This window comes from Collinsella sp. HCP28S3_G2 (assembly GCF_052065125.1).
Classification (GTDB): domain Bacteria; phylum Actinomycetota; class Coriobacteriia; order Coriobacteriales; family Coriobacteriaceae; genus Collinsella.
This window is the reverse complement of the sequence record NZ_JBQHUO010000016.1, coordinates 1-25,524: the sequence shown is the minus strand read 5'-3', so window position 1 is coordinate 25,524 and position 25,524 is coordinate 1. Positions and strand designations below refer to the sequence as shown.

The 25,524-nt window shown below is 60.5% G+C and carries 18 protein-coding genes and 1 tRNA gene; 10 read left to right on the top strand and 9 right to left on the bottom strand.

What is annotated here, in order from left to right:
* Positions 1-159: 159 nt before the first annotated feature.
* The gene (locus ACTNB2_RS08255; protein WP_117794788.1) at positions 160-1,374 is read right to left on the bottom strand and encodes an iron-containing alcohol dehydrogenase; all 1,215 of its coding nucleotides are present in this window, start codon (positions 1,372-1,374) and stop codon (positions 160-162) included.
* Between the two features lie 500 nt (positions 1,375-1,874).
* Here ACTNB2_RS08255 and ACTNB2_RS08250 point away from each other — a divergent pair, with 500 nt between their 5' ends.
* From ACTNB2_RS08250 to ACTNB2_RS08235, 4 genes are all read left to right on the top strand, one after another.
* Complete coding sequence (locus tag ACTNB2_RS08250; protein WP_441042354.1) at positions 1,875-2,951, top strand: hypothetical protein; 1,077 nt, start codon at positions 1,875-1,877, stop codon at positions 2,949-2,951.
* Complete coding sequence (locus ACTNB2_RS08245; protein ID WP_441042356.1) at positions 2,951-3,994, top strand: hypothetical protein; 1,044 nt, start codon at positions 2,951-2,953, stop codon at positions 3,992-3,994. Before ACTNB2_RS08250 ends, ACTNB2_RS08245 begins: the two co-directional genes overlap by 1 nt.
* A gap of 45 nt (positions 3,995-4,039) precedes the next feature.
* Positions 4,040-6,217, top strand: coding sequence for a MurT ligase domain-containing protein (locus ACTNB2_RS08240; protein ID WP_441042359.1), 2,178 nt, complete (start codon positions 4,040-4,042; stop codon positions 6,215-6,217).
* Positions 6,218-6,316: 99 nt separating this feature from the next.
* Positions 6,317-6,393 (top strand) — tRNA-Glu (locus ACTNB2_RS08235).
* A 382-nt stretch (positions 6,394-6,775) separates the two neighbouring features.
* Here the strand turns inward: ACTNB2_RS08235 and ACTNB2_RS08230 are convergent.
* Positions 6,776-8,863, bottom strand: coding sequence for a glutamine synthetase III family protein (locus ACTNB2_RS08230; protein ID WP_441042361.1), 2,088 nt, complete (start codon positions 8,861-8,863; stop codon positions 6,776-6,778).
* Between the two features lie 495 nt (positions 8,864-9,358).
* Here ACTNB2_RS08230 and ACTNB2_RS08225 point away from each other — a divergent pair, with 495 nt between their 5' ends.
* The 6 genes from ACTNB2_RS08225 to ACTNB2_RS08200 all read left to right on the top strand — a co-directional run bounded on the left by ACTNB2_RS08225 (position 9,359) and on the right by ACTNB2_RS08200 (position 16,722).
* Positions 9,359-10,231, top strand: a complete 873-nt coding sequence (locus tag ACTNB2_RS08225; RefSeq protein ID WP_441044920.1) for a methylenetetrahydrofolate reductase — start codon at positions 9,359-9,361, stop codon at positions 10,229-10,231.
* On the top strand, positions 10,231-11,019 hold the full coding sequence (locus ACTNB2_RS08220; RefSeq protein WP_441042365.1) for a hypothetical protein: 789 nt from the start codon (positions 10,231-10,233) through the stop codon (positions 11,017-11,019). Before ACTNB2_RS08225 ends, ACTNB2_RS08220 begins: the two co-directional genes overlap by 1 nt.
* A 9-nt stretch (positions 11,020-11,028) precedes the next feature.
* Entirely contained in the window at positions 11,029-13,587 is a 2,559-nt protein-coding gene (locus ACTNB2_RS08215) for a homocysteine S-methyltransferase family protein (RefSeq protein ID WP_441042368.1), read from the top strand.
* A gap of 108 nt (positions 13,588-13,695) precedes the next feature.
* Entirely contained in the window at positions 13,696-15,060 is a 1,365-nt protein-coding gene (locus ACTNB2_RS08210) for a PFL family protein (RefSeq protein WP_427719427.1), read from the top strand.
* Positions 15,061-15,581: 521 nt separating this feature from the next.
* Complete coding sequence (locus ACTNB2_RS08205) at positions 15,582-16,265, top strand: hypothetical protein (RefSeq protein ID WP_441042379.1); 684 nt, start codon at positions 15,582-15,584, stop codon at positions 16,263-16,265.
* A gap of 157 nt (positions 16,266-16,422) precedes the next feature.
* Positions 16,423-16,722: a YhbY family RNA-binding protein gene (locus ACTNB2_RS08200; protein ID WP_427795027.1), complete on the top strand. Its 300-nt coding sequence runs from the start codon at positions 16,423-16,425 to the stop codon at positions 16,720-16,722.
* Between the two features lie 61 nt (positions 16,723-16,783).
* Here the strand turns inward: ACTNB2_RS08200 and ACTNB2_RS08195 are convergent, their stop codons facing one another.
* The 7 genes from ACTNB2_RS08195 to ACTNB2_RS08165 all read right to left on the bottom strand — a co-directional run bounded on the left by ACTNB2_RS08195 (position 16,784) and on the right by ACTNB2_RS08165 (position 25,229).
* Positions 16,784-19,702: an AfsR/SARP family transcriptional regulator gene (locus ACTNB2_RS08195; RefSeq protein ID WP_441042370.1), complete on the bottom strand. Its 2,919-nt coding sequence runs from the start codon at positions 19,700-19,702 to the stop codon at positions 16,784-16,786.
* 618 nt (positions 19,703-20,320) lie between these two features.
* The gene (nagB, locus tag ACTNB2_RS08190) at positions 20,321-21,049 is read right to left on the bottom strand and encodes a glucosamine-6-phosphate deaminase (protein ID WP_441042373.1); all 729 of its coding nucleotides are present in this window, start codon (positions 21,047-21,049) and stop codon (positions 20,321-20,323) included.
* A gap of 272 nt (positions 21,050-21,321) precedes the next feature.
* Complete coding sequence (locus ACTNB2_RS08185) at positions 21,322-21,789, bottom strand: PTS sugar transporter subunit IIA (RefSeq protein ID WP_427719420.1); 468 nt, start codon at positions 21,787-21,789, stop codon at positions 21,322-21,324.
* A 101-nt stretch (positions 21,790-21,890) separates the two neighbouring features.
* Complete coding sequence (gene glmM / locus ACTNB2_RS08180) at positions 21,891-23,228, bottom strand: phosphoglucosamine mutase (protein ID WP_441042375.1); 1,338 nt, start codon at positions 23,226-23,228, stop codon at positions 21,891-21,893.
* A gap of 123 nt (positions 23,229-23,351) precedes the next feature.
* Positions 23,352-23,747 (bottom strand): 30S ribosomal protein S9, encoded by a 396-nt coding sequence (rpsI, locus tag ACTNB2_RS08175; protein WP_022094634.1) that lies wholly within the window; start codon positions 23,745-23,747, stop codon positions 23,352-23,354.
* Positions 23,748-23,749: 2 nt separating this feature from the next.
* The gene (gene rplM / locus ACTNB2_RS08170; RefSeq protein ID WP_370450665.1) at positions 23,750-24,193 is read right to left on the bottom strand and encodes a 50S ribosomal protein L13; all 444 of its coding nucleotides are present in this window, start codon (positions 24,191-24,193) and stop codon (positions 23,750-23,752) included.
* Between the two features lie 157 nt (positions 24,194-24,350).
* Positions 24,351-25,229: a patatin-like phospholipase family protein gene (locus ACTNB2_RS08165; protein ID WP_441042377.1), complete on the bottom strand. Its 879-nt coding sequence runs from the start codon at positions 25,227-25,229 to the stop codon at positions 24,351-24,353.
* Positions 25,230-25,524 lie beyond the last annotated feature (295 nt).

Below are 25,524 nucleotides of genomic sequence, written 5' to 3'. Positions count from 1 at the left end.
CGACTAAACGTGCAGCGTGCGCGGGCCCTCCCGACGGGAAACGAAAAAGCCCGGTTTAAAACCGGGCCCGAACAAACACGCCTATTGACAATGGCTTTCTCATATTAAAAGGGTCCCGCGCACAGAGCGCGAGACCCTTATCAGAACAATGTGTGCCGATTAGAACGTGACCGGGGTGTCGGTGTAGACGCACTCGAGCAGCTGCTCCATCTCCTCCTGAGACGGCTGGCGCGGGTTGGAGCCCGTGCAGGCGTCGAGGATGGCGTTGGCGGCAACGTCGTGCTTCTTAGCCTCGAACTCATCGTAATCGATGATGGACTCGTCGGCCTTCACGCCCTTGGCACCGTAGTTCTTGATGCCCTGCGGGATGTCGAGCTTGTCGTTGAGGTCGCGAATCTCCTGGACCAGGGCCTCGACCAGCTCGTCCTCGGTCTCGCCGGCGAGGTGCAGGATCTCCTTGGCGATGAAGGCGTAGCGGCTCTTGGCGCGAGCGTCCTTGGCGTTGAACTGGATGACCTTGCCCAGGTACATGGCGTTGGCGCAACCGTGGATGATGTGGTCGCCCTCAAAGGCGGCACCGGTCTTGTGAGCCATGGAGTGGACAATGCCCAGCAGACCCGAGGAGAAGGCGATGCCGGCGATGCACTGGGCGTCGTGCATGTGCTGGCGGGCCTCATGATCGCCCTGATAGGACTTGGGCAGCCACTCGACGATCTCGCGGATAGCATGCAGGGCGTTGGCGTCGGTGTACATGGAACCAGCGGTGGAGACGTAGGCCTCGATGGCGTGAGTCAGAGCGTCCATACCGGTGTGAGCGCACAGCTTGGCGGGCATGGTGTAGGTGAGCTCGGGGTCGACGATGGCGACATCAGGGGTGATGTTGAAGTCGGCCAGCGGGTACTTGATGCCCTTGGCGTAGTCGGTGATGACGGAGAACGCGGTGACCTCGGTAGCGGTGCCGGAGGTAGAGGAGATGGCGCAGAAGTGAGCCTTCTGACGGAGCTCCGGGAAGGAGAACGGGACGACTGCCTCCTCGAAGGTCTCCTCGGGATACTCGTAGAACAGCCACATAGCCTTAGCGGCATCGATGGGCGAGCCGCCGCCAATGGCGATAATCCAGTCGGGCTGGAACTCGGTCATGGCCTCGGCGCCCTTCATGACCGTCTCGACGGACGGATCGGACTCGACGCCCTCGAACAGCTTGACCTCGAAACCGGCCTCCTTGAGGTCGGCCTCGACGTCCTGCAAAAAACCGCCGCGGCGCATGGAGCCGCCGCCGGTCACGATGATGGCCTTGCTGCCCTTGAGGTTCTTCACCTCGTGGCGAGCGCCCTCACCAAAGTACAGATCGCGAGGATTGGTAAAACGTCCCATACTGTGCCTCCTAAACAAGCCCCTCTTAGACTTGCGTATATAACGGAGCACCCGATTGGCTCCGTTAGGACCGTTTTGCGCGTTGCCGGCGATGACAATGCGCGATGTCTAAACGTCTCAACGCTCAGACAAATAGTATTTTACCGTTCTGGTTGGTCAGTTATTTACCGAAAGCCGACAATGATGAAACGTTTTTTCTATCCCTGAAGACCCTTATGCGGCATTCATACTCCCAAGCTGGGCAAACGTTTTATCAAGGTTGACCACATATCCAGGGCAGGACTGTGCCCCTCCAAAAGACACACCGTTCGCCGCCAAAAATCGACCGTTTGCGGCACCGTGATACCACTCGGTCGTCCAAGGTGCCGACATTTGTGCGACATCCGTCTTCGTGGTGCAAAGATGCATGTCCAAGTGCGGCACTCCCAATGTGCCTCATGCGGGTAAACTAGAACCTTATATAGAGACATTTGAACCCTAACCGCAGCAAAGGAGGCCCCATGGCATTCGATCCCATTCAAGAAGATTGCCATCGCCTCGTTCTTGAGGCCTTGCGCCGCGACAATATCCCACTCACCGACGGCCCCGCCGTAGAGCGTCTGATGGAACAATTCACCCGCAACCCCGCGCCGCTCATCGTGCACGACCGCGACCGCGCCGGACATCTGATTGCCAAGGTGGTCGAGGCTGTCGACTACCGCATTCCCTTTATCCCTGACGATACCCAGGCAGAGCAAGAAGAGACCGCTGCCGAAAACATGCTTCGCGAGGCAGCCGCACTCGACCCGACCAACTGGGACGCTCAGCGCATGTTGACCGCCCTCACCGCTAACTCCAACGAGGAGTACGTACAGTACTTGGTATCCAAGCGCGATGAAGTCGAGCACGACCTGGCACTCAAGATCGCCTCGGCGCAGGACCCCTACGAGCGCGAGGCCGCAGGCGACCTTACACGCCGCCCCTACCTGCGCTGGCTTGCCGCCCTTGCGTCGCGCGCCCTCATTAGCGGCCGTTACCGCCTGTCGCTCGAAACCGCAAACCGCAGCCTGGACTTTGCCCCCAACGATCCAGCCGGTGTCCGCCACACTGCGATGCTCGCCATGGCAAAACTCGAATACCCCGCCGAGGAGCTCAAACGCTTTCGCTCTGCCCACTCCGTCCCCTATCTTGCCAACACGCCGCTGCGCCGTCGTCCCAAGGACGCGGAGCGCGACTTAGACCCGTGGACGCTCATCGCGCTGATGAGCGTTGCCTGGCGCGAGCTGGACTACGAGGGCGCCGAACACTACTTGCGCATCCTTGCGCGCTCGTGCCCGCACGCAGCCGAGGCGCTTTACTTTCAAACCGAGTTTCCCGATGGCGTCTATGCCCGCGTCAACGTGGGCGTGGGCTCCACCGACGAGCTTGTCCTTGCGCTGTCCGAAGCGACGCCGGTACTGCAGGAGGGCTTGGGCGCCCCCGACAACGCCAGCTTTGCCGCCTGGGTCGCCACCAACGATATCGTGCGTTCCCAGATTGACGAGCGCATCCTGCGGGCGGCCGAGCAGGGCTTGCCGTTTAAGGGAGGAGACCTCTAATGGATCCGAGCGTCTACATCCCCGCCTACCTGGAGCGCGCCTACGTTGCGTCGCACCCCGAACTCACCGATGCAGCACGCGATCTTGTCCATAACGACGTGAGCGTCAACCCCCATAAGTATGCGCAGACCGAGCATGCCCAGGCGCTGCTGTCCTATGCCGGCGTTCACCGCCACCTGCTCGACGAGCTCCATCGTATCGAGGATATGGGCAGCGATGAGGAGTTTGAGCAGACGCGCAACCGCCTGTTCGACGATATGCGCGATGAGCTGCTCAAGATCGTCCGCGTCGATGCGTATGTCTTCGATGCCCAGCTGCTTGCCATCATTTTGGCGGACACGCCCGTCGACGCCTGCCTGGGCGACCTGATGAAGCTCGAGGCGACAACAGCCGATTACCTACGGCAAAGCGTGCCCGGATTCGACATGGAGGCTCCGCACTACTGGGCCAACAAGGTGCTGGCAGACGGCGTGACGGCGGCCGATCTCACCGTGAGCGAGCCGGCGCTTATCGGGTGGCTCCACACGCTCGAGGCCATCTCGCAGCTGTGCATGGCGAGCGCCCGCTACCGTGCTGCCGTCAACTATTCTCGCCGTGTTCTTAAGGCGGAAGGCTATCCCACCCGAGCTGCCGGCACCGTGCTACTCGCCCTCGCTCGTCTGGAAGACGAGGACGGCTTTTTTGCCCTGGCCCACCAGCTCGAGGAGCAGATGGGGGCCGATGCCCTCGAGAACTCCCCCTGGTACCTACTCGCCCGCACGATCCTGCTGTTCAAAACAAACAAGATGCGTCCGGCGACACGCGCGCTGCGCGAGTTTGCCAACCGCTGCGAGGGCGGCGCGTTCTTTTTGCTGAACCCGGTGTACCAGACGCCGTACCTCCCCTGCCGACCCGAGCCACACGACCCCTGGGACCTTTCGCACCAGGCGGTTTGGGAAGCCGACGGTATTATCTCGGACACCCCCGACTTTGCCCCCTGGGCCAACGCCTGCGAGGATGTATCGCAGCTTGCCCAGGAATTTGCGCGCCGCTACGGCTTTTAGCAGCGCAAACGTCACGACCATGTCATTTACGTTAGGAACGGTTTCATGAATCTCCGCTCATCTCTCGCCTGCACCTCGAGCGATATCGCCCGCTGGGGACTGCGCTCCGTCCTTAAGCGCCAGGGCGGCGTTCTTCCCGGCCGTATCGCCATGAAAATCAACCCTGAGCTGCTGAGCGACCTCGCGGACCTTGTCGAGCGCAGCGTGGTGATCACCGGCACCAACGGCAAGACCACCACCTCCAACCTCATCGCCGACGCCGTTGCCGCCAGCGGTGCCACCGTGGTGTGCAACCGCGCCGGCAACAATATGGAACCGGGCGTGGTGGGTGCGCTGCTCGAGGCGCGCAGTGGCCTTAAGCGTGCCGGCAGCGGCAAGCGCGTAGGTGTCTTTGAGTGCGATGAGCTCTACACCGTGCGTGTTCTGCCCAAGCTCAAGCCGACATACTTTGTGCTGCTCAACCTGTTCCGCGACCAGCTGGACCGCTACGGCGAGATCGACCATACCCAGGACGTCATCGCCCGCGCGCTGGAGCTCTCGCCGACAACGACGCTCATCTATAACGCCGATGACCCGCTGTGTGCCTCGATTGCCGCGCGCATTCCCAACGCGAGCATTGCCTTTGGCATCGATGGCGCCACGGGCACCGAGTCCGATCGCATTAGCGACTCGCGTTTTTGCTCGCAGTGCAATGCGCCGCTGGAGTACGACTATGTTCAGTACGGCCAGCTCGGCGCCTATCATTGTCCTTCGTGCGGTTGGAGTCGCCCCGCGCTGGTCCGTCGCGTGACAGGCGTTGAGCTCGGCTGCGACGGCTACGACTTTGACCTGGCCTTTGGACCCGAGGCAAAAGCGCCCGCAACGCACATCGCCACGCGCTACAACGGCCTGTACATGGTCTACAACGTTGCCGCCGCCTTCTTTGCGGCGCGTGAGTTGGGCGTGGACGCAGCGCAACTGCAGCCCACGCTCGATGCCTACGTCCCCGCCGGCGGACGCATGGGCCGCTGGGAGATTGCCGGCCGTACCGTCGAGGCAAACCTGGCCAAAAATCCCGTGGGCTTCGATCGCCAGATCCAGTCCATTAAAACGGCAGGCGGCAGACTCTGCGCCTTCTTCCTGAATGACAACGACGCCGACGGCCACGATGTCTCGTGGATCTACGACGTCGACTTCGAGCGCATCGCCGATACCCCAGGGCTTATCGCCTTTGCCGGGGGTACGCGCGCGCACGACATGCAGGTGCGCCTGAAGTACGCCGGCATCGACGCCGCCATCATCTCGAATATCGCGCAGGCGATCGGCGCCGTGGCAGGTGAGGCAGCCGATGACACCTTCTACGCCGTCGCCAATTACACGGCATTCCCGCCGCTGGTCAAAGAGCTCGACGGACTTAAAGACGCCGATGCGAGCTCGGTTGCCTCCTGCGCCGTAACACGCACCGATGGCAGCGCCGTCCCCACCGATATTGCGCCGGTCGAGCTTCCGCGCCCGCTGCGCATCGTCTATCTGTATCCCGATGCCCTCAACCTCTATGGCGACGGCGGCAACGTCATCGCCCTCGAGCGCCGCTGCGCCTGGCGCGGCATTCCCGCGCGCGTGGACGAGGTCCGCATGGGCGAGACGCTCGATCTTACCGACGCCGACATCGTCATGATGGGCGGCGGTGCCGATCGCGATCAGTTGGCTGTGGCACACGAGCTGCTCGCTCAAAAGGACAAGGTTGCGACATATGTTGAGGACGGCGGCTCGTTGCTCGCTATCTGCGGCAGCTATCAGCTGCTCGGTCGTTCGTACTATATGGGCGAGAATCGCATCGAGGGCCTAGGCGTCATCGCCGCCGAGACCGTGCGCGGCTCCGACCGCCTGATAGGCAACGTCGCCGTCAAGACCGACCTGGCACCCGAGCCCTTTGTGGGGTTCGAGAACCACGGCGGCCGCACCCTGCTCGATGCAGAGGCCACGCCGCTCGGAACGTCTGTCGTCACGGGCACCGGCAACAACGGCGACGATGACTTTGAAGGCCTCATCTACAAGGGCGTCATCGGCACGTACCTACACGGACCGGCACTGCCCAAGAACCCCGAGTTCGCCGACTGGCTCATCGCCCATGCCCTCGAGCGCCGTGGCGATGCACAGGCCGCCGCCCTGCTGCCGCTCAAGCCCCTCGACGACACCTACGAGCACGCCGCCCACGACGCCGCGATGAAGCTCCTCCCCTAACGCCCCGCCACCACAAAGGGACAGGCATCTTTGTGGTGGTTTTTCAGTTTGCCAACGATATGTGAACGGATAAAAAAGTCTGCTATACTCTTTCCCGCTGTCCCCATCGTCTAGCGGCCAAGGACGCCACCCTTTCAAGGTGGATATCGCGGGTTCGAATCCCGCTGGGGGCACCATTTGAAACGAGAAGCCCGTTACCCCCGCGGTGACGGGCTTTTTTCTACCCAACGCCGGGATTCGAACCCGACAGGGTGCGGAGCTGAGGAAACGCGAAGCGTTTTCCAGCGCAGCACGCAAGGAGCGAAGCGACGCAGCGAAGGCGGGCGGCGCCAGCCGCACGCGGACATCCCGCTGGGGGCACCATTTAAAACGAGAAGCCCGTTACCCCCGCGGTGACGGGCTTTTTTCTACCCATGTGCCGGGATTCGAACCCGACAGGGTGCGGACCCCGGCAAATCGGCGGCAAAACGGACTCCAAAGCGTCCTTCGCAATCAAAAAGCCAGGGCCCGCGCGATGCGGACCCCGGCTTAATACCGTGACGATATGTTGGCTATGCCCTACACGTAGAACAGGATGTCGTCGTAGGTCGGGACCGGCCAGTAGTCGGCGGCCACAATCTCCTCCATGGCATCCACGGCGGCACGCAGCGTATCCATAGCGGGAACGACCTCGTGTGCATACACATTGGCCTGCTCCTGGCCATCGAGAGCCTCGGCCTTCTGATGCACGGCGTCGAGCGCCTTGATGGAGTCGTTGATGGCGGTGATACCGTTGCAGAGCTTGTTGAGCGTGTTCTGCTCGCACTGCATGGCGGCCTCAGCACCGGCGGCACGAATTGTCTCAAGGCCCTTAGCGACCTTGGTGGCATAGGCGGTAATGACCGGACGATAGGTACGACGTGCCTCGCGAATCATCGTGGTAGCCTCGATGTTCATGAGCTTGTTGTACTTCTCGAGCTTGCAGTCGTAGCGGCACTGAGCCTCGGCCTTGGTCAGGACGCCCGTCTCCTCAAAGAGCGCGATAGCCTTATCGGAAACAAAAGCGGGAAGAGCGTCGGCCGTGGTCTTGTTGTTGGCAAGGCCGCGCTTCTCGGCCTCGATGGGCCACTCGTCGGAGTAACCGTCGCCGGAGAACAGGATGCGCTGGTGATCGGTCAGCACCTTCTTACAGTACTCGAGCGCGGCGTCCTGGAACTTATCCTCGGGCGTACCCTCGAGTGCATCGGCAAAGGACTTGAGCGACTTGGCCACGGCGGCATCGAGCACCAGGTTGGAGTCGGAGACGTTCTGCTCGGAGCCGCAGGCACGGAACTCGAACTTGTTGCCGGTGAAGGCGAACGGAGAGGTGCGGTTGCGGTCGGTGTTGTCCTGCATCAGCTTGGGCAGGGTATCGGCGCCCAGGTCGAGCACGCCGCGCGTGGCATGGACGGAAGCCTTGCCATCGATGATCTTCTCGACGACCTCGGTAAGCTGGTCGCCCAGGAAGATGGACATAATCGCCGGAGGAGCCTCGTTGGCGCCCAGACGATGGTCGTTGCCGGCCGAGGCAACGGAGGCACGCAGGAGCTCCTGGTAGTTATCGACGGCCTCGATCACCGCGGTGAGGAAGACGATGAACTGCAGGTTGTCGAGCGGGGTGTCGCCCGGATCGAGCAGATTCTCGGACTCGGTGCCAAGCGACCAGTTATTGTGCTTGCCCGAACCGTTGATGCCCTCGAAGGGCTTCTCGTGCAGCAGGCAGACCAAATCGTGGCGGGAGGCGATGAGCTTCATCTTCTCCATCATGACCAGATTCTGGTCGATGGCCTCGTTGACCTCGCCATAGACGGGGGCGAGCTCATGCTGGCAGGGAGCGACCTCGTTGTGTTTGGTCTTGGCGGGAATGCCAAGCGCCCACAGCTCATCGTCCAGGTCCTTCATATAGGCCGAGACGGTGGGGCGGATAGCGCCAAAGTAGTGCTCCTCGAGCTCCTGGCCCTTACAGGGAGCAGCACCAAAGAGGGTGCGGCCGGTGATGACCAGGTCCCTGCGCTTGCGGTAAGCGTCCTTCTTGATCAGGAAGTACTCCTGCTCATCGCCCACGGAAGGAACGACCTTCTTGGGGGTCTTACCAAACAGCGCCAATACGCGCTTGGCCTCACGCGAGAGCGCGGTCATGGAGCGCAGCAGCGGGGTCTTCTTGTCCAGGGCCTCGCCCGTGTAGGAGCAGAAAGCCGTGGGGATGCACAGGACATTGTCCTTGATAAAGGCGGGGCTGGTGGGATCCCAAGCGGTATAGCCGCGGGCCTCGAAGGTGGCACGCAGGCCGCCGTTGGGGAAGCTGGAGGCGTCCGGCTCGCCCTGGATGAGGTTCTTTCCCGTAAACTTGGTAATAGCGGTGCCGTCGTGGTTAGGTTCGAGGAAGCTGTCGTGCTTCTCGGAAGTAATGCCCGAAAGCGGCTGGAACCAGTGCGCGTAGTGCGTCGCGCCCTTGGAGATGGCCCAAACCTTCATGGCATGGGCAACGGCGTTGGCCACATCCAGGTCGAGCGGCTCACCGTCCTCGAGGGTTGCAGCAAGGCGCTTCCAAATGTCCTTGGGGAGGCAGTCCTTCATGACTTCCTCAGAGAACACCATGGTCCCGAAGCGGTCAGTAAGTTCGGCCATACGGAACTCCCTTCGTATCGGCACCGCGTGAGAAGCGGTGTTGATTACTAACGAACGAGTCATAGCTTAGACTCGCCGTGTTTCCGCGACATTACCGTTATGTTGCCGTCGCGAAACTAATCAATGAGGTTACCGCATCGCGGCGATGTTGCCACCCTCAACGGCCAATCAACTGTATAAATTGCAGACCTCTCCGCATGATTTAAGGGTAGTCTTTTTGGGACGGGGCTTTTTTAGCTGCCCTATTTAAATATGGTCTCAAGCTTTGGAGGCGCCGGATTGGGTAGCTAAAAAAGCCCCGTCCCAAAAAGACTACCCTGCGTACCTGGTTGATGGGGTAAAAAAGCTCCAAATTAGCTACGCTGTTATAGGGAATGCCGATAGCGAAACATCTTCGATTGATATTTCCAAATAGCGAGTAAAACTCCACCGTAGCGCAGCGGTGCTGTAGAATCCTTTCAACACATCACGCTAATGTATCTAAAGGAGCACGATATGCGCGTCGACGAGGTTTTTAAGCAGGCAGCATCCCAGGGCACCACGCCCGTTTCGTTTGAGATGTTCCCGCCCAAGGGCGAGCTTACCCTCGATACGGCTCGCGAGGTGGCTGGCAATCTGTGCAAGCTTTCGCCGAGCTTTGTCTCGGTCACCTGCTCGGCCGGCGGCTCGGGCAACGGCTCCGCCACCGCCCCCATCGCGCATATGATTACGAGCGAATTCGATACGCCCTCGGTGGCGCACCTCACCTGCATTGGCCGCACGCATGCCGATATCGCCGCCAAGATCGACGAATACCGCTCCGCCGGCGTAGAAAATGTGCTGGCTCTGCGTGGCGATCTTCCCGCCGGCGCGAGCGAGGATGACAAGCCCGCCTCGGACTACGCCTACGCCCGCGATCTCATCCCCGAGCTTGTCAACGCCGGCTTTTGCGTGGGCGCCGCAGCCTACCCCGAGGGCCACATTGCCTGTGAGAATCTCAACGCTTCGGTCGAATACCTCAAGCAAAAACAGGACGCCGGCGCGAGCTTCTTTGTGACGCAGCTCTTTTTTGATAACGAGTGCTTCTACCGTTTTCGCGAGCTTGCCGACAAGGCCGGTATCACTGTGCCCATTACCGCGGGCATCATGCCGTTTATGGGCAAGTCGCAGATCAGCCGCATGGTCTTTATGTGCGGCGCGTCGCTGCCCTCCCCCGTCATCAAGATTCTCGCCAAATACGAGAACGACCCCGAGAGCCTGCAGGCAGCCGGTGTAGATTATGCCGCCCGTCAGCTTTGCGACCTTAAGGAGCACGGTGCCGACGGTCTGCACCTGTACACTATGAATCGTCCTGCGATCGCCGCAACCATTATGGAGCGCCTGGGGTAATGGAAAAACCGCACATCGATACAGCTTTTGGTGAAGTGCCGGCCGACCTTGCGTCGCCGGCGCTCTACCGTATCGATGATGCCCACCATCCCCGCGTCGATCGTGCCGAGATGCTGCGGTATCTGGGTTACGGCGGCCAGCAGATTGAGCCCGAGCTGTCGCAGCGTATTGAGCTTGTGGTCGAGCGCCTTGAGCTGGACATTGAGCCCCGTGGCGTGCGCCGCGTATTTGCCGTCGATGCCATGGGCGTGGACGAGCAGGGAGAACCCAGCATCCGTCTGGTTGGAACCAACGTTGAGCTGCGCGGCCGCGATATCTATCGACATCTCAAAGACGCCCGCTTTGCCGCGCTCATGGCATGCACCCTCGGCATGGACGCCGAGCGTCGCCTGCGCACCACGGGAGCCCAGCAGCCCCTAGAGGGAGCCGTGCTCGATGCCGCGTGCTCCGCCTATGTGGAAGCTGCCGTCGAGCAGATGGACCAGCAGGTCAAGGCTGCGGCCGCCGCACACGGACTCGCCGGTAACTGGCGCTTCAGTCCCGGCTACGGCGACTGCCCGCTTACGGCTCAGCGTTCAATCGTGGCTACACTCAACGCCACGCGGCTCATCGGGCTTACCGTCACACCTACCAGCCTGCTCATGCCCACCAAGAGCGTGACCGCGGTGATCGGTCTGTTTGACGGCGAAGTCCACGACGCCCAGAGTCGCCCCACCTGCAATATCTGCCGCATGCGCGAGCACTGCCGCTTCCGCGCCGCCCACACCACCTGCTATTCCAGCCATTAGGAGCCCCCGATGTTTACTCCGCTTATCACTCATGATCTGGACGGCGCCGCGCTGGCGGCGCCCGTTGATACTGCCCGCCGCAAGGGCGCCACGTACAAGACGCGCACGATCGACGACCTTTGCATTAAGGACGATCGCCTGCGCGCCGCCATCGAGGGCACGGGGCACCTGCTGTTCGACGGCGGCATGGGCACCATGCTGCAGGCGGCCGGCATGAAGGCCGGCGCCCTGCCCGAGCTGCTCAACTTTGAGGAGCCCCGGGTCATTACCGATATTCAGCGTCAGTATGTCAAGGCCGGCTGCGATGTGATCACCGCCAACACCTTTGGCGCCAACGCCCACAAGCTCGACGGTGCCGCCACCGTGGCAGATGTCTTTGCCGCCGCCGTCGCCTGCGCCCGCGCGGCCGGCGCCCGCTATGTCGCCGGCGACATCGGCCCCATCGGCGCGCTGCTTCGCCCCTTGGGTACCCTCAGCTTCGACGAGGCCTATGACCTCTTTGCCGAGGAAGTGCGCGCTGGCGTCGAGGCGGGTGTGGACCTCTTTATTATCGAGACCATGACCGATCTTGCCGAGATCAAGGCGGCGGTCCTTGCCTGCCGTGAGAACTCCGAGCTGCCCGTCTTTGCCACCATGACCTTTGAGGAGGACGGCCGCACCTTCCTGGGCACGAGCCCCGAGGTTGCCGCTATCACGCTCGACGCCATCGGCGCCGACGTCCTGGGCATTAACTGCAGCCAGGGACCGGCCGAGCTCCGAGGACTCGCCGCACGTATGCTCACCGTTACCGACAAGCCCGTTATGGTGCAGGCCAACGCGGGACTCCCTCACGTGGACGACGACGGTAACACCGTCTTTGACATCCAGGCCCCCGAATACGCTCACGCCGTCGCCGGCATGATCGCCGACGGCGTGAGCGTCGTGGGCGGTTGCTGCGGAACCACGCCGGCGCACATGGCAGCGCTGCGCACGCTTATCGACAACCACACGCCCAGCCCGCGCCACCGCAAGCCCAGTATGTCGGTCACGAGCGCCCAGACCGTGGTGGACCTTCCCTGTGACGGCCACAAGATCGCCGTCATCGGCGAGCGCATCAACCCCACCGGCAAAAAGCGCCTGCAGCAGGCCCTGCGCGACGGCGACCTGGACTACGTCGTAAGCCAGGGCATCAGCCAGCAGGAGCAAGGCGCCGACATCCTGGACGTCAACGTGGGCCTGCCCGAGATCGACGAGCTCAAGATCATCCAACAGGCGACCGAACAGCTCCAGGGTTCCACGCTGCTGCCGTTGCAGATCGACTCCACCGATCCCGCCGCCGTCGAGGCTGCCGTGCGCCGCTACGCCGGCAAGCCCATCATCAACTCGGTCAATGGCAAACAGCAGATCATGGATGAGATCTTTCCGCTGGTCGCCCATTACGGCACCAACGTCGTCGGCCTCACGCTCGACGAAGGCGGCATTCCCGATACCGCCGAGGCTCGCTTCGCCATCGCCGAGCGCATCGTGGCCGAGGCCGCCCGCTACGGCATCGGACCGGACCGTATCCTCATCGACTGTCTGGTCATGACCGCCTCGACCAATCAACGCCAAGCCGAGCAGATCCTGCGCGCCATGTCCCTGTGTAAGGAGCGTCTGGGCGTCAAATGTGCACTCGGCGTGTCGAACATCAGCTTTGGTCTGCCCGCCCGCCCGCTGCTGGGCTCGGTCTTTTTGGCTGCCGCCTTTGGCGCGGGCCTGGACGCCCCCATCATGAACCCGGGTTCCAAGCGCTTTATGGATACCGTCTACAGCTATCGCGTCTTGAGCGTTGAGGACGAGGGCTCAACCGGATACATCGAGCGCTACGCCGGCTGGACCGATCCGTACAAGATCGCCGCGAACCCGGCGGCGGCTCAGACAGTATCGACCGACACTGTGCCCGCCGCTGGCACCGCCGGCACCGACGGCAACGACGACCCGATTCGTCGCATGGTCGTCTCGGGCCGCAAAGGCGAGATTGCGGCCGAGACCGAGCGTCTGCTGGCAGACCACGACGCCATGGACCTCATCAACAACCACTTTATCCCCGCCCTCGACGAGGTTGGCGTCCTCTTTGACCAGGGAAAGTTCTTCTTGCCGCAGCTCATGGCCTCGGCCGAGGCCGCGCGCGTGGGTTTTGACACCATCAAGCGCCGGATGCCCGCCGGCGAGATTGCCGACAAGGGCAAAATCTGCGTGGCCACCGTCAAAGGCGACATCCACGACATCGGTAAGAACATCGTCAAGATGCTGCTCGATAACTACGGCTATACCGTCTTTGACCTAGGCCGCGACGTCGACCCGCAGGAGGTGCTCAAGACCGTACGGGAGCGCGACATCAAGCTCGTCGGCCTCTCGGCGCTTATGACCACCACGGTCGTCGCTATGGAGGAGACCATCAAGTTGCTTCATGCCGAGGTGCCGGGCGTCAAGATCATCGTAGGCGGCGCCGTACTCACCCCCGAATACGCCAAGCAGATCGGCGCGGACTACTACGCCAAGGACGCCGCCGAAAGCGCTCGTATCGCCGAAGAGGTCTTTGGGCAGTAACACAACGGAAACAACCGAGCACCAAAACGTGCCGCATGCGCCACTTGGCACGTGCGGCACGTTAGAATAGACAAGACTATGCTCGTTTTGGCAGATAGGAGTGCAAGGATGGCGATCACGCCCGCAGAAATCGCGGAAACCCGCGGCATGGTTGAGGAGCAGAACCTCGACATCAGGACCATCACCATGGGTGTTTCGCTCATGGGTTGCGGCGACGAGAACCTCGACCGCATGTGCACGAAGATCTACGACCACGTGACGCACACGGCTGAGCATCTGGTCGAGACCGCCGAGAACCTCGAGCGCGAGTACGGTATCCCCATTGTCAACAAGCGCGTTTCCGTCACCCCGGTGGCGCAGATCGCCGCGTGCTGCAAGGATGAGGACCTCACCCCCATCGCGCATGCCCTCGACCGCGCGGCCGAGACGCTCGGCATCGATTACCTGGGCGGCTTCTCCGCACTCGTCCAGAAGGGCATCGGCGACGCCGACCGCCGCGTCATTCAGTCCATCCCCCAGGCGCTCGCTACCACCAGCCGCGTCTGCTCCAGCGTCAACGTCGCCAGCCTGCGCGCCGGCATCAACATGGACGCCGTGCTCATGGCGGCTCAGACCATCATCGATGCCGCCAAGCTTACGGCAGATGAGGATTCCGTCGGTGCTTCCAAGTTTGTCTGCTTTGCCAACATGGTCGAGGACTCCCCGTTTATGGCGGGCGCCGTTCACGGCGGTGGCGAGGCCGACGCCGTCATCAACGTAGGCGTCTCGGGCCCCGGCGTTATGGCCGCAGCCCTGGAAAAGCTGCCCGATTCCGCATCGATGATGGAAGTCGCCGAAAAGATTAAGCAGACCGCCTTTAAGATCACCCGTGCCGGCGAGCTCATGAGTCGCGAGGCCGCCCGTCGCCTAGGTGTCGAGAAAGGCATTGTCGACCTGTCGCTGGCGCCTACGCCTGCCGTCGGCGACTCCGTCGCGCGCATCCTCGAGATCATCGGCGTGGGCACCTGCGGTGGCCCCGGCACGACCTGCGCTCTCGCCATGCTCAACGATGCCGTCAAGAAAGGCGGCGTCATGGCCAGCTCCAGCGTGGGCGGCCTCTCGGGCGCCTTTATCCCCGTGTCCGAGGACGCCGGCATGATCGCCGCCGTCGAGGCCGGCGCGCTTTCGCTCGAGAAGCTCGAGGCCATGACCTGCGTGTGCTCCGTTGGCCTGGACATGATTGCCATTCCCGGCGACACCCCGGTCGAGACTATCGCCGGCATTATCGCCGACGAGATGGCCATCGGCGTCATCAACAATAAGACCACGGCCGTGCGCGTGATTCCCGCCATCGGCAAGGGCGTGGGCGACTGCGTCGAGTATGGCGGCCTGTTTGGCCGTGCGCCCATCATGCCGGTGAACCCCAACGCCGGCACCGTGCTTGCCCACCGCGGTGGACGCTTCCCGGCGCCGCTGAACTCGCTCAAGAACTAGCAGGGAGTTACAGGGCGAGGAGCCCCGGTGAGGGCAAATATATAAGGTCGCCTGCTCGGACAGTCCTGACTCGCACGGAGAGCACATTAAGTGCTCTCCGGCTCGTGCGGAACTCGCGATCGACCTTATATATTTGCCCTCACCGGGGCTCCCGCACAACGGGACCTCGGTTGGGTTCTATCCCTTTGGCAGTCGCTTCGCTTCTGCCCTACTTTGCTGGTATGGCGGTTTGGCATTGGATCGGTTCTTTCTGATATATGCTGGTTGCGGCTCTTCTTTTGGGAGGAGTCGCTTTTTTGTTGTAAGGGGGATGGCCCGTGGCTGATGGTGTAATTCAATCTGAGCTTCTTTCTGCGGATTGGAATGGCGAATGGATGCGTCTACAGGCTGCTCGGCGGCGGGCTGATGATTCTTTTGAATGGGATAAGCGGGCTCGGCATTTTCGGCCGCTTGAGACTGCTCCGTATGCCCGGGACTTTATGAAGCTGTTGGCGTTAAAGCCTGGTGAATCCGTGCTGGATATGGGGTGTGGAGCCGGGTCGATTGCTATTCCGCTTGCTCAGGCTGGACATCCCGTGATTGCTGCTGATTTTTCCCCTGCTATGTTGGGCACGCTTGATGCTGGCATTGAGTACTATGGGCTCGAGGATCGCATTACACCGCTTGAGCTTGCTTGGGATGATGACTGGGATTTGGTTGGACCGGTCGCGAAAGCGGTAGATGTTGCCTTTGCGAGTCGCTCGGTTACTACGAACGACCTAAAAGGCGCGCTTGCCAAGCTCGACCGTACGGCTCGGCGGCGTTGTGCTGTCACGATGGTCGCCAACTCCAGCCCGCGCTATGACCTGCACGTGATGAATGCCATCGGCGCCTCGGTTACCCGTAGCAATGGTTTTGTGTACGCCTTTAACATCCTTATTCAGATGGGCGCACTACCGCAGGTCACGTATTTTGAATCGCCCCGTCGTGACACCTTCGATAGCCTCGAGGCCGGCGTGGCGGACTTCTCCCGTATGCTCGAGCATGGCAACGAGGATAAGATCGATCGTCTGCGCGACTATATCGCCCAACATATGATCGAGAACCCCCATGCCGGCGAGCCGGGATCCAAGGGCGTGCCGCAGGGACGTTACATGCTCGACCACATCCGCAAGGTCCGATGGGCGTTTATCGCCTGGGAGCCGGTCTCTGCGCCCCGACCGTAGCCCATCTAAAGCATGCATCGTCTACCCGCCCGGCATCCGCATTCTTTGCGAACTGGCAAACGCGCTCCACACCGCGCCGTTCCTGCGCTATCGTGGGACAGCTCACGTAGATTAAGGCCCCATCGCGGGGCGCCCCATACATAGAAAGCGAGATCCCATGGCACTGACAGGAGCCCAGGTCAAGCAGCTTCGCAGCATGGCCCATCACCTCAACCCCGCCATCATCATCGGTAAGTCCGATGTCAACGAGGGTACCGTCGAGCAGACGGCCGCCTACCTGGAAAAGCACGAGCTCGTTAAGTGCTCCGTGCTGGACGGCTCTAGCCTTTCTGCCCGCGAGGCCGCCGAGGAACTCGCCGAGCGCTGCCACGCCGACGTCGTTCAGGTTATCGGCCGCAAGTTCTCGCTGTATCGAGAGTCCTCGCGCAAGGATATCGAGAAGATCAAGCTCGTCTAAGGGCCGATCGGTTCACACAGAGCAAGCCTGCGGGCGTCCGAATGATGCGGGCGCCCGTTTTTTATCGCTCAATGAACGGTCGGTTGACCCTGCTTTCGACCAGACGCTCGTAGAGACGCTTGGTCTCGGGCTCGGGAACGCCTGCGACCTGTTCCTTAAGATGATGGATATGCCCGCTATAGAGCTCGACGATATCGCGGCGTCTCCCCGCCGCTCCGTACACGCGCATGGCGCATCGCACCATGTCCTCGCGTGCGGTCTCCTGACGTAGCCCCGCTTCTACCAGCCAGATTGCCGACTGCAGGTCGTTTTCTTCCAAGGCAGCGCTTGCTCCCACAATCATGCAGTCGATAAACTTCGACTGCATGATGCGGCGCATGCGCAAAAAGTACGTCGGATTGCAACCGTTGGGGATATACAGCGGTCCGGTATAGAGCTGTTCGATCTTAAGACACAGCTCGACCAGGTGAGGCCCACGCACTCTTGTGCGATTACCCAAAATCTCGCGGCTTATCTGCTCAAATAGCTTCACATCGGTCTTAACGTAATCCCTGTTGAGGCCAAGGCAGTCGTTTTGAATCAGGACGCACGACTTGCCATCTGGCGTGGGTCCCAAAGCGGATCGTAAGCGTGACACAGTCGAATACAAGTTGTTACGGGCGCTACTGTACTCGGCATGTGGCCACAGTTCCATAGCCAAGGTCTCGCGATCGACAAACGAATCGATACCCAACGCAAGCCGCTCGGCAAGCGTTGCCGCTTTCTTACGACGCCACATCTTGTCTGTGATGGGAAATCCGTCGCGCTCGGCACGAAACGCGCCAAACATGCGAATCTCGATATGATCGATAGCGTCGACGGGTTCGACCTCGCCGACCTGGAACAGCCGCTCGCTCTCTCCCTCCAAATCGTCGCGCAGCGAATATCGCGATAGCTCACGCACCGGGAGCTTCTTTCGAATCTTGGCAGCAGGCTCGCCCAAGCAATGCATCGCAAGGCGTGCAAACAGCCGATACGCTGGCTCCAGAATCCCAGAACGATTCATAGACATCCAGGCGGCAAGATCGCTGTCACGGCCCGCAGACGCCAAATGCAGCGCTACGACCCAAGCCTCCGCGCCGCCGACTTGTGTCCGACTTAGGTCGAGCAGCTCTGCCTCTTCTCGTACCGACACCATCGACGTATTGCGAAGGCTTGATGCACGCTCCAACAGCAACGCGTTGTCGCGCATGTATGCGATCGACTCGTCAGCAAGCTTGAGTACCTGGACCGCGCGGAACTTCGCGTTGACCGGGCGCCCCTCGGCGAGCGCCTGCCAGCCTTCGAGTAGCAGGCCAAACAGCTGGATTTGATTGTCACGCACGCGCACGGCAAAGCGATCGAGCTCATTAAACGCCGTATCGTCAGTCATTGGCAAGCCTGCAAGCAGACGCCGTGCCGCCAGCACCATACGCACCCAGACAGCCGGCGCCTTAAGCCCACGAGCATCGAGTGCCTCCCGTGTTCGAGACATCTCGTCGTCACGCTCATCGATTCCCATAAAGGACCCATCGAAGAGCTCCACCAACATCCGATCTGCCCGTATGAGAATCTCTGCAATATCGAGTTCGCAATCATATACCTTGTTTGCCTTGAGTTCCGAAAGCGCTGCGCCGTCTTTCGCCTGTTCGGTCAACCGGCTCTTAACCTCGATATGCGCCGACAGCATATCGAGCGCAGCACAAGATGCCTCATTTTTTGGAAGCGCAGGATTGGCTGGAAGCCCAAGCTCGCAATCTCCATAACAGACGACCGTAAGCACCTGGGCGACTTTCCAAGAAACCAAATCAATCTCGCGGACCGACTGTGCGCTCGCATGTTCGACAATCGAGGCCATATACCGGGCCAGTTTAGTATTCGAAACGCTTACCGCCGCCAAATAGACACCAAATGCCTCGGTGGGCGTCGGCTCCAACGCGGGCTTGTCTGCATCCGTCGTCCTCAGTACCGCGCGACAGACATCCCCTCCATGCCCAGTCAGAGCCAAATCGACACCATACTGTCCAACAAGCTCAAGGACGGCGTCGCGATCCAAAAAGGCATCTGCCAAATCCATCGCAGCATCGCATCGGCCCGCCTTGAGCAGAATGCGTGCCGCGCGCATAACGAGCTCTGGACGAATTTCCGCAACCATTTTTCGTAATCTCAGGCGCGCGTTATCCTCGGTGCCCATACACGTAAAGCTTCGGTCGACCGGATCGACACCAAAAATCGGATAATCACGAACAAGATAGGACTGATCGATCATGGAGAGCCTGACACCGCATGCCTCAAGATCCGAAATCTTGCCCTCGCCCATCAGGGCCATCACGCACGCCACGTTAAATAGGGCGCCGTTATCGATTGATGCCATATCGGCAAGTGCCGCACCGTATACGTTGACAATCTCGTTTTCGAGCAAGCTGGCAACGTCGCCCTCTCCGTACAGCCCCGTCTGCATAGCCGAAACCAACTCGGGAACACCCTGTGTGAGCTGGTAAAAATCGAGCGACGTGCTAATCGAGAACGCCGATGCCCAAGCCGAATACTCATAGGCATGCACCTTGAGCATCTGCGCATTGATCTTGACCGAGTCACCCAGCCCGCGAATCAACTGGCGATTTGAGGGGCGGCAGGTGACAAAGACCCCGATCCCCATAGTGCGCAGGCCTCGAATTCGATCGATAAGCTCCTCGGTATCTTGCTGATCGAGGTTGGGGACGTTATCAATCGCAATCAACGATCGCGGTTTGTCCTCAAGTTCATCTGTGACCACTTCGAGCTGCATAAACACCTCGCGGGCAATCGCGCGGTCAGCCTCGATGATTCGTACCAGACCGCGTGTCGGGTCGCTTTTGACTTCCTGAGTGTACTGAAGCAATATCGATGTTTTCCCAAACCCATCTGGTGCATAGAGCAACACAATGCCCGCCTTGCGGCCCTTGACAATCAACTCGCTCATCAAGCGATCACGTCGGACCATATAACCTGTGCCCAATGGCGCCAATTCGAGATCGTCCGTATCGTTCAGCCCGTTCATCATGCTCGCTCCTTACCTCGGCCACATGGACACCGTAATCGCAAGACAGCCCAAGCCATCCCGTAAATCGAACGACGCAGAGTTTTAGGTTGTCTTTCGGTTCGCATTTGGCAAGTTTTTGTTCAGCGAGCGCCGATTGAAACTTTTCCCCCAACCAACCGGTCTTTGCGCAGGTCAATGCGCTTGCCAGCATGTCCCACTCATTTGGCAGTGTAACGCAATGGGGCTTGTAATATTTTGTTGCGCAACTCGCCTACGCGCTGCTACCGCTTGCGACTCATTAGTAGCATTTTTGAATAGACTATGCTAGAGAATGCATCACACTATACGAGGCACCACCGTCAAGCTTTTGGCAAGCTAATGTTATGCACACCATAAAGTCCGCGCTCATTCTGATTCCGCTGGCAGATATTGCGGACGGACGCAGCATAAGGGCCCATGAGTCTATAAGCTAGCCGCCATCCCGCATATGCATAATAAAAAAGGCCCCCGCAGAACGGGAGCCTGTAACAAAGTACATAACAAATCGCTCGGATTGTACTACTCGCAGAGCGAAAGGGCAGCCTCGTCGGCAACGACGACGCAGTTGGTGTGCAGCTGCAGGATCGAAGCCGGGCACTCGGGCGTAACCGGGCCATAGCACATATCGTGCACAGCCTGAGCCTTGGCCTCGCCGTTGGCGACGACCAGGATCATGCGGGCATACATGATGGTCTGGGTACCCATGGTGTAAGCCTGGCGGGGAACGTCGTCGATGCTATCGAACAGGCGGCTGTTGGCCTGAATGGTGCTCTCGGTGAGGTCGACGCAGTGCGTACCCTTGGAGAAGTGGTCATCGGGCTCGTTGAAGCCAATATGACCGTTATTACCAATGCCGAGCAGCTGCAGATCCGGGTAACCGGCGGCAGCGACGATCTTGTCGTACTCGGAGCAGGCAGCGGCGGCATCGGGGTTGGAGCCATCGGGCACGTGCGTGTTATCCAGATCGATGTTGATGTGATCGAAGAAGTTCTCGCGCATGAAGTAGTGATAGCTCTGGGGATCATCGTGCGAAAGGCCACGATACTCGTCCAGGTTATAGGTGCTGACCTCGGAGAAGTCAATATCGCCCTTCTTGTACCAATCGGCGAGCTGCTTGTAGGCGCCAATCGGAGTGGAGCCGGTGGCAAGACCGAGCACGCAATCGGGCTTAAGGATAACCTGCGCCGAGATGATATTGGCGGCCTTGCGGCTCATATCCTCGTAGTCTTTAGCTTTAATGATCTTCATTACGCATCCTTTCTCGTAGAAGAGAGGCAAGGCTCCCCTTACAAGCACTTGCCCGCGGCCTGCGTCGGCCGCAACCAACGTGTGCGGCCACCAGGGCGAGGTCGCGTAATGTATGTATCTCGTGTCTAGCCGCGTCGAGGCCCCTGCCCGTCCACGGTGACCCGAAGCCTTTTAGCCTCGGACATTTTTCATCTTGCCACGAAGGGCGCCCTCTTTCAAGGGCGCCCTCCGTAAACGTGTTTGAATTGTAGGCCAAAGGGCAAGCGAACGAGTTAGCGCTCGCGAGCGACGATGAGCTGATCCATCTCCTCGACATGCTCGCCGACGGAGCCCTTGATGCTCGAGAACTCAACAGAGTTGCACACCAAAATGGGAACCGTCACATCGTAGCCCTCGGCCTCGATTGCCTCGCGTTCAAACTCGATAAGCACATCGCCCTTATGGACGATATCGCCCACCTGTGCATGCACGGTAAAGTGTTTGCCCTCGAGCTGAACGGTATCGAGTCCAACGTGGATTAAAACATCCAAGCCATCGACCGTGTTGAGCGCAACGGCGTGTCCCGTTGGAAAAATCGCCTCGATCTTGGCATCCGCAGGTGCAATCACGCGCGTGCCCGTAGGCCGAATGGCAACGCCTTGGCCCAAAAGGCCAGTGGCAAACGTCTGGTCGTTAACCTCGGAAAGCGGAATGACATCGCCCGAGATGGGAGCATCCAGCGTAAGGACTCGACCACGCATACCAAAAGACCTTAGGACTTTAGTGAACATGCTCCCCCTTGGACATACCAATAATCAAAACCAGCTTTAGTAGTTTACCACTTGGCATTGGTTTTTGACCATTAGGGAAGTTCGCGCTTGACAACCTCGACGATGTCGTCAACGACGCGCTGAGTCAGCTCGTGCGTCTCGGCCTCGGCCATCACGCGAACCAGCGGCTCGGTACCGCTCGGGCGCACCAGAATGCGGCCGCGACCGTTAAGCTCCTTCTCGGCGGCAGCGACAGCGTCCCAAATGGGCTGGCAATCGTCCAGACCGGCCTTGTTGTCGGAATGCACGTTGACGAGCACCTGCGGGTACTTCTTCATGATGCCGGCAAGGTCGGTGAGGGTGCGGCCAGTGCGCTTGAGAACGGCCAGCAGCTGCAGCGCCGTCACCAGGCCATCGCCGGTGGTGTTGTGCTCCAGGAAGATGATGTGGCCGGACTGCTCTCCGCCGATAACGGCGCCGTCCGCGAGCATGCGCTCCAGCACGTAGCGGTCGCCCACGGCGGTCTGCACCATCTCAAAGCCCTGTTCCTTCATAGCGATGGAAAAGCCCAAGTTGCACATAACGGTCGAGACGATCTCGGAGTTGGCGAGCTTGCCGCGAGCGGCGAGGTCAGAGCCGCAGATGGCCAGGATGTAATCACCATCGATCTCGTTGCCCTCGCTGTCCACGAACAGCACGCGATCGGCGTCACCGTCGTGGGCCAGGCCGATGTCGGCGTGGGTGCGCAGCACGAGCTCGCGCAGGGGCTCAAGATGAGTGGAGCCGCACTCGACATTGATGTCGGTGCCACAGTAGTCGGTATTGATGGCGTGGACCGTAGCGCCCAGACGCTGAAGCGCGGCAGGCGTGGTCTGGCAGGAAGCACCGTGACCGCAGTCGACGGCAACGACCAGGCCGTCGAGTTTAAGGCCGCCGAGGGTGCTGATAGCGTGGTCGACGTATGCCTTGCGAGCGTCCTTCATCTTGATGATGTGGCCCACACCGGCGCCGGTCGGCAGCGTGTCGGCAGCCATGGCCTCCTCGGACATGACCCAGGCGCTGATCTCTTCTTCAACGGCATCGGGAAGCTTCATGCCCTTGCGACTAAAGAACTTGATGCCGTTAAACTCCGGCGGATTGTGTGAAGCGGAGATGACGATGCCGCCGTCGAGGTCGTTTTGGACGGTGAGCAGCGCCACGGCCGGCGTAGGGATAACGCCGCAGCAGTGCGGGCGACCGCCCTCGGCCATAATGCCAGCGGTCAGAGCGCTCTCGAGCATGGTGCCCGAAAGACGCGTGTCGCGGCCAACGCAAATGTCCGGACCAAGGAACTTGGTCGCCGCACGGCCAAGGCGAAACGCGAGGTCGCACGAGAGGTCGGCGTTGGCGACGCCACGGACGCCGTCGGTGCCAAAGATGTTCTGGGGCATAGGATCGCTCCTTCCCAAGTGGGCAAAACGCACTCGCCCACCCTAGTCGAAAAAGAAAAGCGGGACCCGCCGAGCAATCGGCAGGCCCCGCTTGTACATTGTATCTCGTAAGGAGATAAAACCTTAGCGCTTGGAGAACTGGGGAGCGCGGCGGGCCTTCTTGAGGCCGTACTTCTTGCGCTCGACCACGCGAGCATCGCGCGTAAGGAAACCGGCCTTCTTGAGGTCAGCACGGTAGTCGCCAGCGTTCAGAAGAGCGCGAGCGATGCCCAGGCGCAGAGCGCCGGACTGACCGGAGATGCCGCCGCCATCGCACAGAGCGATAACGTCGAACTGACCGGCGGTATCGGTCACCTTGAAGGGAGCAAGGGCGTTCTCAACGAGCTGATGACGGCCGAAATACTGCTCGGCGTCACGCTTGTTGATGGTCACCTTGCCGGTGCCGGGGACGAGACGGACGCGGGCGACGGCGTTCTTACGACGGCCGGTACCCTGGTAGACAACGGTGTTCTCAGCCATCTTTAAGCCTCCAGCTCAATCTTCGTGGGGTTCTGGGCAGCATGCGGATGCTCGGCACCAGCGTAGACCTTAAGCTTGGTCATCTGGGCACGGCCGAGGGTGGTCTTGGGCAGCATGCCGCGAACGGCGCGCTCGATGACCTTCTCCGGGTGCTTCTCCATAGCCTGGTGGAAGCTCTCAGCCTTGAGGCCGCCGTTGTAGCCGCTGTGGCGATAATAGGTCTTCGTGTCGGCCTTGTTACCGGTAAGCTGGACCTTATCGGCGTTGATGACGACAACGAAGTCGCCGCAGTCGCTGTTGGGCGTGAACTGGGGCTTGTTCTTACCGCGCAGGATCATTGCGATCTGGGTGGCAAGACGGCCCAGGACAGCACCATCGGCGTCGACGAGAACCCAGTTGCGCTGGACCTCGCCCTGCTTGGCGTAGTGAGTCGATTTCGAAATCACTTAGACTCCTCCATGTACAGTACGTGTTGTTACAGAGATTCACGGGGCTCTGCAAGTAACCCGTCCATATTACCCCGCCCGTCGCCCGAGTCAACAGGTATTTTGGCTCTGACCAGACTTTCTGCACATGTCGTCCATCGGTAATGATGTCGCGACGCTAGCGCTCGACAAATGCCTCGATATCACTCAGCAGACGCTTTGCCTCCTGACGACCCTGAATATACAGGTCGAGAAGCTTTGCCGGATCGTGCTCGACGTGACCGACCTCGACAGGCTTTTGCGGGGCAACGACCAGCGCGCGGCCCTCGCGCTCATACTTCCACAGATGCATGCGCTGGATGTTATAGCGGTCGTGGCGCGTCTCAATAGCCTCGAGCAGATAGGGGTAGTCGGCATAGCGGGCGCGTGCGGCAGGCATAAACTCGTAGGGCTTTTTCTCGTACGAGCGGTCCTGCGTGACAATGACAACCGCGCGATCGAAGCCCGCCTCCTCCAGCACGTGTTCGATGGGGGCCGAATCGGCTACGCCGCCGTCGACGTATTTGTGCCCGTCGATCTCGACCGGCGGCGTCACCAGCGGCAGCGACGTCGAGGCGCGCACGGCATCGAGGTCGAGCACGGCGCTTTTGACCGGCAGGTATGCAGCGGTTCCAAAGAGCATGTCCGTCGCGACGGCGTACATCTCGATGGGGCTCGCGTCGAATGCCTCGTTGTCAAAGGGATCCAAGCGGTCCTGGACATCGTTGAAAATGAAGTCGTAACCCACGATGGAACCCGTGGAGGCAAACGATGCGGCGCCCATGAAGCGGTTGTCGTTGCAGAAAGCCAGGTTGATGCGGTTGGCACGGCCGATCTGGTGCGACTTGTAGTTCACGCCGTTGAGGGCGCCGGCCGATACACCGTAGACAGCCGGAATCTCGACGCCAGCCTCCATGAGGACGTCGAGCACGCCCGCGGTAAACTGCCCGCGAAAACTGCCGCCCTCCAAGACGAGCGCGACCTTGCCGGCGTTCTTTGCCTTATCTTCTGCCGTCATGTTGACCTCCTACTGTTTCGTTTTGGCCTTCTTCTACCCAGTTTTGAGATGGAGAGCGCATGGGTTTTGGAGTTGAGGAGGACGGGGCGACTGGCGGAAAGCACGTCCCGCTCTGGGGGGCGATTCCAGGATGGACTTTCCGCTTGAGGCGTCAACGTGAGTAGTCAATTTGGGACGGGGCTATTTTAGCTGCCCTTTGACTGTCGACGAATTATTGGGGACCGGAACTAATATCGACTGGCTTATAGGAGTAGCTAAAATAGCCCCGTCCCAAAATTTCAAAAACAACATCTTT

Excerpts from the sequence above, each read along its gene's own strand:
- ACTNB2_RS08255 (WP_117794788.1), bottom strand. The coding sequence starts at position 1,374 with ATGGGACGTTTTACCAATCCTCGCGATCTGTACTTTGGTGAGGGCGCT.
- ACTNB2_RS08250 (WP_441042354.1), top strand. The coding sequence starts at position 1,875 with ATGGCATTCGATCCCATTCAAGAAGATTGCCATCGCCTCGTTCTTGAG.
- ACTNB2_RS08245 (WP_441042356.1), top strand. The coding sequence starts at position 2,951 with ATGGATCCGAGCGTCTACATCCCCGCCTACCTGGAGCGCGCCTACGTT.
- ACTNB2_RS08240 (WP_441042359.1), top strand. The coding sequence starts at position 4,040 with ATGAATCTCCGCTCATCTCTCGCCTGCACCTCGAGCGATATCGCCCGC.
- ACTNB2_RS08230 (WP_441042361.1), bottom strand. The coding sequence starts at position 8,863 with ATGGCCGAACTTACTGACCGCTTCGGGACCATGGTGTTCTCTGAGGAA.
- ACTNB2_RS08225 (WP_441044920.1), top strand. The coding sequence starts at position 9,359 with ATGCGCGTCGACGAGGTTTTTAAGCAGGCAGCATCCCAGGGCACCACG.
- ACTNB2_RS08220 (WP_441042365.1), top strand. The coding sequence starts at position 10,231 with ATGGAAAAACCGCACATCGATACAGCTTTTGGTGAAGTGCCGGCCGAC.
- ACTNB2_RS08215 (WP_441042368.1), top strand. The coding sequence starts at position 11,029 with ATGTTTACTCCGCTTATCACTCATGATCTGGACGGCGCCGCGCTGGCG.
- ACTNB2_RS08210 (WP_427719427.1), top strand. The coding sequence starts at position 13,696 with ATGGCGATCACGCCCGCAGAAATCGCGGAAACCCGCGGCATGGTTGAG.
- ACTNB2_RS08205 (WP_441042379.1), top strand. The coding sequence starts at position 15,582 with ATGGGGTGTGGAGCCGGGTCGATTGCTATTCCGCTTGCTCAGGCTGGA.
- ACTNB2_RS08200 (WP_427795027.1), top strand. The coding sequence starts at position 16,423 with ATGGCACTGACAGGAGCCCAGGTCAAGCAGCTTCGCAGCATGGCCCAT.
- ACTNB2_RS08195 (WP_441042370.1), bottom strand. The coding sequence starts at position 19,702 with ATGAGCGAGTTGATTGTCAAGGGCCGCAAGGCGGGCATTGTGTTGCTC.
- nagB (WP_441042373.1), bottom strand. The coding sequence starts at position 21,049 with ATGAAGATCATTAAAGCTAAAGACTACGAGGATATGAGCCGCAAGGCC.
- ACTNB2_RS08185 (WP_427719420.1), bottom strand. The coding sequence starts at position 21,789 with ATGCGTGGTCGAGTCCTTACGCTGGATGCTCCCATCTCGGGCGATGTC.
- glmM (WP_441042375.1), bottom strand. The coding sequence starts at position 23,228 with ATGCCCCAGAACATCTTTGGCACCGACGGCGTCCGTGGCGTCGCCAAC.
- rpsI (WP_022094634.1), bottom strand. The coding sequence starts at position 23,747 with ATGGCTGAGAACACCGTTGTCTACCAGGGTACCGGCCGTCGTAAGAAC.
- ACTNB2_RS08165 (WP_441042377.1), bottom strand. The coding sequence starts at position 25,229 with ATGACGGCAGAAGATAAGGCAAAGAACGCCGGCAAGGTCGCGCTCGTC.